This is a genomic window from Streptomyces sp. NPDC127114 (assembly GCF_042677525.1).
In the GTDB taxonomy this organism is placed as follows: Bacteria; Actinomycetota; Actinomycetes; order Streptomycetales; family Streptomycetaceae; genus Streptomyces.
The window spans coordinates 92,052-100,306 of sequence record NZ_JBHXTJ010000027.1 but is presented as its reverse complement, the minus strand read 5'-3'; the positions used below and the strand labels follow the sequence as shown (position 1 = coordinate 100,306).

At 72.1% G+C, this 8,255-nt stretch carries 6 protein-coding genes; 2 read left to right on the top strand and 4 right to left on the bottom strand.

The genetic code is table 11. The annotated features are described in order from the left end of the window. Window positions 1-96: 96 nt before the first annotated feature. From ACFVGS_RS25315 to ACFVGS_RS25300, 4 genes are read right to left on the bottom strand one after another with little or no spacing between them, the layout of a single operon-like run. Entirely contained in the window at window positions 97-1,356 is a 1,260-nt protein-coding gene (locus tag ACFVGS_RS25315) for a glycosyl hydrolase (RefSeq protein WP_385693762.1), read from the bottom strand. Between the two features lie 45 nt (window positions 1,357-1,401). Further along, window positions 1,402-2,244, bottom strand: coding sequence for a carbohydrate ABC transporter permease (locus ACFVGS_RS25310; protein WP_385693761.1), 843 nt, complete (start codon window positions 2,242-2,244; stop codon window positions 1,402-1,404). 3 nt (window positions 2,245-2,247) lie between these two features. Next, a complete protein-coding gene (locus ACFVGS_RS25305) occupies window positions 2,248-3,120 on the bottom strand; it encodes a carbohydrate ABC transporter permease (RefSeq protein ID WP_384411310.1) in 873 nt (290 codons plus the stop codon). Between the two features lie 14 nt (window positions 3,121-3,134). Continuing rightward, complete coding sequence (locus tag ACFVGS_RS25300; protein WP_385693760.1) at window positions 3,135-4,430, bottom strand: ABC transporter substrate-binding protein; 1,296 nt, start codon at window positions 4,428-4,430, stop codon at window positions 3,135-3,137. Between the two features lie 154 nt (window positions 4,431-4,584). On the opposite strand from ACFVGS_RS25300, the gene ACFVGS_RS25295 reads away from it, so the two are divergent. Both ACFVGS_RS25295 and ACFVGS_RS25290 read left to right on the top strand, forming a co-directional pair. Continuing rightward, window positions 4,585-5,625 (top strand): LacI family DNA-binding transcriptional regulator, encoded by a 1,041-nt coding sequence (locus ACFVGS_RS25295; RefSeq protein ID WP_385693759.1) that lies wholly within the window; start codon window positions 4,585-4,587, stop codon window positions 5,623-5,625. A 186-nt stretch (window positions 5,626-5,811) separates the two neighbouring features. Then, complete coding sequence (locus ACFVGS_RS25290; protein ID WP_385693758.1) at window positions 5,812-8,253, top strand: discoidin domain-containing protein; 2,442 nt, start codon at window positions 5,812-5,814, stop codon at window positions 8,251-8,253. The last annotated feature ends 2 nt before the right edge of the window (window positions 8,254-8,255 follow it).

Genomic DNA, 8,255 nt, shown 5'->3' with positions numbered 1-8,255 from the left:
GGGCAGGGGGCGGGGCGGGCGTGGGGCGCCGTCGGACGGTGGGGGGGGGGGGGGCGGGGGCCTCCCGGCGGCTCCGGGCGGGGCGCCCGGTCGCCGCTACCCGAGGTCGTCCAGGGTGACGAGTTCGGTGATGCCGCGGGCGGCCAGGTGGGTGCGGTCCGCGGTGCGGGCCGCCAGGACCACGGCCGGGCGGGCGCCGTCCGCGGCCAGGCGCATGAAGGCCTCGAACCAGCGGCCTCCGGGGGCGCACTCCGAGCGCTTGGTTCCGTCCTCCGGGAGGTCGAGGACCAGTGCCGTCGTCCGGTGCGGTGCGGGAGAGTACGTGGCGCGGGCCTCGGCGACCGCCTCGCCCAGCGCCCGTCCGGTCGGCTTGGTCCGGCCGTCGGTGGTCAACAGGCCGAGGCTGTATTCGAGTTCGGGGAAGTCGGCGAGCGCGCGGTCGACGTCGTGGGAGCACCACCACGTGATACCCCACAGATCGGGGCAGTCGAGCGCGGCGGCGACGGTCGTCCGGGTGAATCCGGCCGCGCGCTCGGGCGGCACGTGCGGGGCGGGGGCGCCCACCTCCTGGAGCCAGACGGGGCGGCGGGCGTCCTCGGCCCAGGCCTTGGAGAGCTCGACGAGATAGGCGGCGTGCTGTCCGGCGGCGAAGGAGTCGCCGCCGTAGCGCTGTGCGGTGCCGTTGAAGACCCAGGAGTGGACGGCGGTGGCGCCGCCGACGCGGGCGGCGTGCGCGGGGGTGAAGGGGTGGTCGTCCAGGTACCAGGCGGCGTCGTACGCGGCGTGCAGGTGGAGCCGGCCGGGTGCGCCGTCCTCGCAGGCGGCGAGCATGCGGCGCAGCCAGCTCTCGGCCTGGTCGGGGGTGATGCGGTCGGGGTCGGGGTGGGGGTCCCCGGAGAACTGGTTGATCTCGTTGCCGAGGGTCATGCCGAGGAAGTTGGGCCGGTCGGCGAGGGCGGCGGCGAGGGTGCGCAGATAGGCGGTCTGGCCGTCGAGGACCTCGGGGTCGGTGAAGAGGTTGCGCCGGTGCCAGGTCTGGGTCCAGGACGGCAGGAAGTCGAAGCTGGAGAGGTGGCCCTGGAGGCCGTCCACCGCGACGTCGAGCCCGCGCTCGGCCGCGGCGTCGACGACCGCGCCCAGCTGCTCGACGGCCCGCGGGCGGATCAGGGTGCGGTTGGGCTGGAAGAGGGGCCAGAGCGGGAAGGCGCGGATGTGGTCGAGGCCCAGGGCGGCGACGGAGTCCAGGTCGGCGCGGACCGCGTCGAGGTCGAAGTCGAGCCAGTGGTGGAACCAGCCCTGGCTGGGGGTGTAGTTGACGCCGAAGCGCGGACCGGTGGTGTTCCGGGGGTTCGTCATGCGAGGTGTGGTTCCTTCGCGATGGAGGGTGGGGAGACGGCCGGGTCAGCCCTTGATCGCGCCTTCCTCGACTCCCTTGAAGAAGAAGCGCTGGAGTGCCGCGAACACCGCCACGATCGGCAGGAAGGCGATCATGGTGCCGGCGGCGACCAGGCGGGGATTGGCGGAGAAGGTGCCGTCGAGGTACTGGAGGCCGACCGTGAGGGTGTAGCGGCCGGGGTCGTTGAGGACGATCAGCGGCCACAGGAAGTCGTCCCAGGCGGCGATGAACGTGAAGATCACCACGACGCTCAGCATGCCCCGGACGTTGGGCAGGCCCACGTGCACGAGCCGCTGCCACACGCTCGCGCCGTCGACCAGCGCGGCGGCGTCGAGCTCGGACGGCACGGCGCGGAAGGCGGTGTACATGAGCAGCACGTTGAGCATGCCGATCGCGCCGGGCAGGGCGACGCCGAGGAGGGTGTCGGTGAGGCCGAGGCTGCGGACCGTCACGTACTGGGAGACGATCGTGACCTCGCCGGGCAGCACCAGGGTGGCCGCGAAGAGGCCGAACGCGAGGCGGGCGCCCCTGAACCGCAGCCGGGCGAGCGCGAAGCCGGCGAGGGTGGCGCCGACGACGTTGCCGGCGACGGCGATGCCCGCGACGACCAGCGAGTTGGCGGCGTAGGTCCAGACCGGGATGGTGTCGGCGACCTGCGCGTAGTTGGCGAGCGTGGGATCGTCCGGCAGGAACGAGGGGGTTCGGGACCACACGTCCTCCCCGGGTCCCTTGAGCGAGGTGGACAGCTGCCAGAGGAAGGGGCCGATGGTGAGGAGCAGGACGAGGAGCAGCAGCAGGTAGCGCACCGCCCGCTCGGTGGCGCGCGGGGCGCGGCCCGGGGTGGTCATGCGTCAGGCCGCCTTCCGGTTGAGCCGGGCCAGGACGAGCATCGGGCCGACGGTGAGGACGAAGAGCAGGATGCTGAGGGCGGAGGCGTAGCCGATGTGTCCGGTGAAGCCGCGGCTGTACATCTGGATGAGCATGACCACCGACATGTCGCGCCCGCCGGGTCCGCCGGTGCCGTGGGACAGGACGTACAGCTCGGAGAAGATCCGCAGCGCGGAGACCGAGACGAGGACCGAGATCAGCAGCATCGCGGGGCGGACGCCGGGCAGGGTGACGTGCCAGAACCTGCGGGTGGCGGAGGCGCCGTCGACGGCCGCGGCCTCGTGGAGTTCGCGGCCGACGTTCCCGAGCGCGGACAGGTAGATGACCATGTAGTACCCGAGCCCCTTCCACACCGTGAGGGCGATGGCGCTGAAGAGCAGCAGCCAGCGGTCGGTGAGGAAGGAGACGGGCCGGTCCGCGAGGCCGAGCTGGTGGAGCATGCCGTTGAGCAGTCCCCGGTCGTCGAGCACCCAGCCCCAGACGAGACCGACGACGACCGCGGAGGCGACGACCGGGGTGTAGAACGCGGTGCGGAAGAACGTGATGCCGGGCAGCTTCTTCTCCACGAGGAGCGCGAGCAGCAGTGGCAGCAGGGTGAGCAGGGGCAGGCAGACGAGGAGGTAGATGACGCTGTTGACCAGCGCGTCGGTCAACTGCTCGTCGTCGAGGGCGCGTCGGTAGTTCTCCAGTCCGGTGAAGTGTCCGCCGCCGAGCGGCCGGGCGTTGGTGAAGGACAGGATCACCGTGTTGACCGCGGGCCACAGGTTGAAGACGGCGAGCCAGACCAGTGCGGGACCGGCGAGCAGCCAGGGCGTGAACCAGCGCCGGTGGGTCATGGGAAGCCTTCCGTTCAGTCCTTCAGCAGCTGGTTGGCGCGGGCGACGGCCGTGTCGAGGGCCTCTTTGGAGCCGCTCTGGCCGCTGACGGCGAGGGCGATCTGCTGGTTGATCAGGGTCTTGATCGCCTCGTTGGCCTGGACGGGTTCGAGGACGCGAGCGGAGGCGAGCGAGCGGAAGGCGGTGACCTTGGCGTCGCCGGCGTTGCTGCCGTCGCTCCTGCTGAAGAAGGGGTCGGCCGCGGAGGCGGTGGTGGAGGGGAAGATGCTGGTCTCGCGGGCGAAGGCGGCCTGGTTCTCGGCGTTCGTCACCCAGCGGGCGAGGGCGAGGGCCGCGGCCGGGTTCCTGGTGTTCTTGGGGACGGACAGGCCCTGGACGTACAGCGGCGGGGTGCCCATGGCGGGAGAGGAGACCACCTTGGGGGCCAGGGTCGGGTTGTCGACGGCGAGGCTGGTGATGTAGTTCGCGCCGGCGGTGGTCCAGGCGGCGGTGCCGGAGCTGAACAGCTTGGTGTTGCCCGCGTAGGTCTCGGTGAGCACGTCCTTGGGCAGCAGGCCCTCCTTGAAGGCCTCGCGGTAGGTGTCGAGGACGGCGGCGGCCTCGGGGGTGTTGAAGGTGAAGGTCCTGCCGTCGGCGGACATGATCGGCACACCGGCGTTGGCGAGGTCGATGAGGTTGGGCTTGCGGCTCATCAGATACGTCTGGCCGCCGGACTTCTCCTTGACGGTACGGGCGGCCCTGACCAGCTCGTCGAGCGTGGCCGGCGGCTTCTTCGGGTCGAGGCCGAACCTGGTGAACAGCTCGCCGTTCCAGTAGTTGACGTCGGTGTTCAGGTACCAGGGGTAGCCGTAGGTGCCGTCGTGGCCGGGGAAGCGGTAGGCGTCGAGGCCGCCCTTGACGTAGTCGGCGGCCGCCGCGGAGTCGGCCCCTCCGATGTCGAGCAGCAGGTTCTGCTTCACCAGGGGCAGGGCGAAGTCCGGCGGCAGGTTGACGACGTCGGGGAGGGTGCCGCCGGCGGACTGGCTGAGGACCTTCTCGGAGTAGCCCTCGCCCGGCTGGTCGAGCCACTCGACCTCGACGCCCGGGTACTTCTTCTCGAAGCCGGAGATCACGCCCTCCATGTAGGCGGTGAACTTCGGCTTGAGCGCCCAGGTCTGGAGCGAGACCTTGCCCCTGACCTCGCCGCCCGTGCCGGCCGGACCCGGCGTGCCGGAGTCATCTGCGCCGCCGAGGCCGCAGCCGGCGAGGGTCACGGCGGCTACGGCGGCGGCGGTCCACCGGGCCCACAGGCTCCTTCGAATGTGTCGCACGAGGGTGTCTCCTTGCTCGGGTCGTCGCGGGGGAACTGCGCGGACCTTGCTCGGCTTGCTTGACTAAACCGCTCTAGCGATGCGGGACTATCCTCCCGGCTAAACTCCGGTGTCAAGAGAGCGTGCGGAAACGCGCAGGACGAGGGAGCGCCCGATGGCCCGACCGACCATCGCCGACATCGCCAGGGAGGCGGGCGTCTCCAAGGGCGCCGTCTCCTTCGCGCTCAACGGCCGTCCGGGCGTCAGCGAGGCGACCCGGGAGCGCATCCTGCGGGTGGCCGAGCGGATGAACTGGCGCCCGCACAGCGCCGCTCGCGCCCTCGGCGGGGCGCGGGCCGGCGCCGTCGGCCTGGTGCTCGCCCGGCCGGCCCGCACGATCGGGCTCGAACCCTTCTTCGGCCAGCTCCTTTCGGGGCTGCAGGCCCCGCTCTCCGTCCGCGGCACGGCCCTCCAGCTGCTCGTCGTCGAGGACACGGCCGCGGAGACCGAGGTCTACCGGCGGTGGACCTCCGAGCACCGGGTCGACGGTTTCGTCCTGGTCGACCTCCAGGTGCGCGACCCGCGCATCCCCGTCCTCGAGGAACTCGGCGTGCCGACCGTCGTCCTCGGCGGGCCCGGCAGGCACGGGCGGCTGCCCGCCGTCTGGGCCGACGACCGCGAGGCGATGACCTCGATCGTCGAGTACCTGGCGGCCCTCGGGCACCGCCGGATCGCCCATCTCGCCGGTCTGCCCTCCTTCCAGCACACTCAGCGCCGGATCCGGGCGGTGCGGGACGCGGCGCGCCGGCTCGGGCTCGACGAGGCGGTCTCGGTGCCGACGGACTTCAGCGACGCGGAGGGCGCGGCGGCCACCCGGGCGCTGCTCGCCCGGCCGGGGCCACGGCGGCCGACGGCGATCGTGTACGACAGCGACGTGATGGCCGTGGCGGGCCTCGGGGTCGCCGCGGAGATGGGGGTCGCGGTGCCCGGCGAGGTGTCGGTGGTGTCGTTCGACGACTCGGCGCTCGCCCGGATCGTCCACCCTTCGCTCACCGCGCTCTCCCGGGACACCTTCGCCCTCGGCGAGCAGGTGGCCACGGCCCTGCTCGCCGTGATCGACGACCCGTCGTCGGCGCAGGACGTCAGGAACCCGACGCCGCGGCTCACGGTGCGCGAGAGCACGGCGGCCCCCCGTGAGGGCCGGTCGCACGGGTGACGCCCTCTTGACCGTGCTCGCTAAATCCCTTTAGCCTCCGCACCGGACCCGGGCCCGTCGGGACGCGTTCCGCCTGACGGGCCGTCACCCGCCTGACCGGCGTCCTCCGCCCGGCAGGTCCCGATCCCGCACCATCGCGCCACCGGCACCACCAGCCCCTTCCCCCTCTGCTGGACCGGAGCTCCGATGAGAAGACCCCTGCACCTCCTGCTGGCCGCGGCCCTGTCCGCGGCCGCGCTCGGCCTGGCCCCCACGCCGAGCGCGTCGGCGACGGCGTCACCCGCCGCGCCCGACAACGTTGTCGCGACTGCGGGCAACCAGCCGTACGCCTCCTACTGGTATCCGAACACCATCCTGGACTGGGACCCGGCCACCGACCCCGACGCCCGCTTCAACCGCTCGCGGGTGCCGCTCGGACCGCGCGTCTCCGACCCCGCCCTGAAGGCGAACGCCGGCGCGCGCGCCGGCGAGGGCGAGGTCGTGTCGCTGGTCTCCTTCGCGCCCACCTCGAACAACCCCTCCCAGGGCTCGTCCGATCCGCGCTACTACGCCTTCGGGCACTGGCAGTACGTCGACAAGCTGGTGTTCTGGGGCGGTTCGGCCGGCGAGGGGCTGATCCTCGCGCCGAACCCGACCGTGATCGACGCCGCCCACCGCAACGGCGTGAAGGTGTACGGCACGGTGTTCTTCCCGCCCACCGCGTACGGCGGCCAGATCCAGTGGGTGCGCGACTTCGTCCAGAAGTCCGGCACCCGCTATCCCGTCGCCGAGAAGCTCGCCCAGGTCGCCCGGCACTACGGCTTCGACGGCTGGTTCGTCAACCAGGAGACGGCCGGCGGCGACACCGCCCTCGCCACCGAGATGCGCAACACCCTGCGCTACGCCCGCTCGCTCGGCCCGGTCGAGTTCATGTGGTACGACGCGATGACGGAGTCCGGCTCGGTCAGCTGGCAGGACGCCCTCACCAGCGCCAACGACGCGTTCCTCCAGGAGGGTTCGCTGCGCACCAGCGACTCGATGTTCCTCGACTTCGGCTGGGGCGCCTCCGCGCTGGACTCCTCGCGGACCCTCGCCCGGAGCCTCGGCCGCAGCGAGTACGAGCTGTTCGCCGGCGTGGACACCGAGGCGAACGGCTACAACACGGCCGTCCCGTGGAGCGCGGTCTTCCCGGACGGCCGGCCGCACACCACCTCGCTCGGCCTCTACCGCCCCGAGTGGACCCACAACTCCTCGACGGACCGGGCCGATTCGTACGCCCGTGAGGCGCGGTTCTGGGACGGCGCCAACGGCGACCCGTCCGACACCACGACCACGTCCTCCTGGAAGGGGCTCGCGGCCTACGTCGCGGAGTCGTCGCCCGTCACCGCCAAGCCCTTCGTGACCTCCTTCGACGCGGGCCAGGGCGACTTCTACCACTCGGGCGGCGTGCGCGTCTCGTCGTCCGGCTGGAACAATCTCTCCCTCCAGGACGTGCCGCCGACCTACCGCTGGCTGGTGCGGTCCGGCGGGACGAAGCTGAAGCCGTCGATCGACTTCACCGACGCCTACGAGGGCGGCTCCGCACTGCGCCTGACCGGCGTCCTGGACGCCGTGAACACCGTACGGCTCTACCAGTCGCGGCTTCCGGTCGCCGCCGACACGAAACTCTCGGTCGTGGTGAAGACCCCGGCCGCCGGACCGACGCGGCTGAAGGCCGCGGTGTCGTTCACCGACTCCCCCACCACCTTCACCACGCTCGACCTCGGCTCCACCACGACGACGGGCTGGGAGCGCAGGACGCTCGACCTGTCCGCGTACACCGGGAAGACGGTCGCGCAGATCGGTCTCCAGACCACCGGCACCACCGCCTCCTACGACATCAAGGTGGGGCAGCTCGCCCTGTACGACGGGACGGTGGACGCCCCTTCGGCGCCGACGGCACCGACCGTCCTCGGCACCACGGACACCGGCGCCGCCACGAAGTCGCTGCGGCTCGCCTGGACGGCGTCGTCGGCCGGGGACGTGCACCACTACGAGGTGTACCGCCGCGACCCGGACGGTGGCCGCACCTTCCTCGGCGCGACGCCGAACGACAGCTACTTCGTGCCGAAGCTGGAGCGGGCCGGTACGGAGGCGTCGACGACGCTCGACGTGGAGGCGGTGTCCACGGAGTTCGGCCGCTCGCCCGCCGCGAGCACCACGGTCACGTGGTCGGCCACGGCCGCCACCAATCTGGCCCTGAACCGTCCCGCGACGGCGTCCGGCCAGTGCAACGGCGCCGAGACCCCGGCCAAGGCGGTCAACGGCAGCGTGTCCGGCGGCAACAGCGACAAGTGGTGCACCACCACGACCGCCAAGTGGCTGGAGGTGGACCTGGGTTCACCGCGTGCGCTCGACCGCTTCGTGGTGAAGCACGCGGCGGCCGGCGGCGAGAGCGCTGCCTGGAACACCCGGGACTTCCGGATCGAGGTGCGCGACAGCACCACCGCCGCGTGGACCACGGCCGTGACCGTCACCGGCAACACGGCAGCGGCCACGACCCACCCCGTCTCCCTCACCGCCCGCTATGTCCGTCTGACGGTCACCAGACCCACGCAGACGACGGACCCGGCCGCCCGCGTCTACGAGTTCGAGGCCTGGGGCTCGTAGCG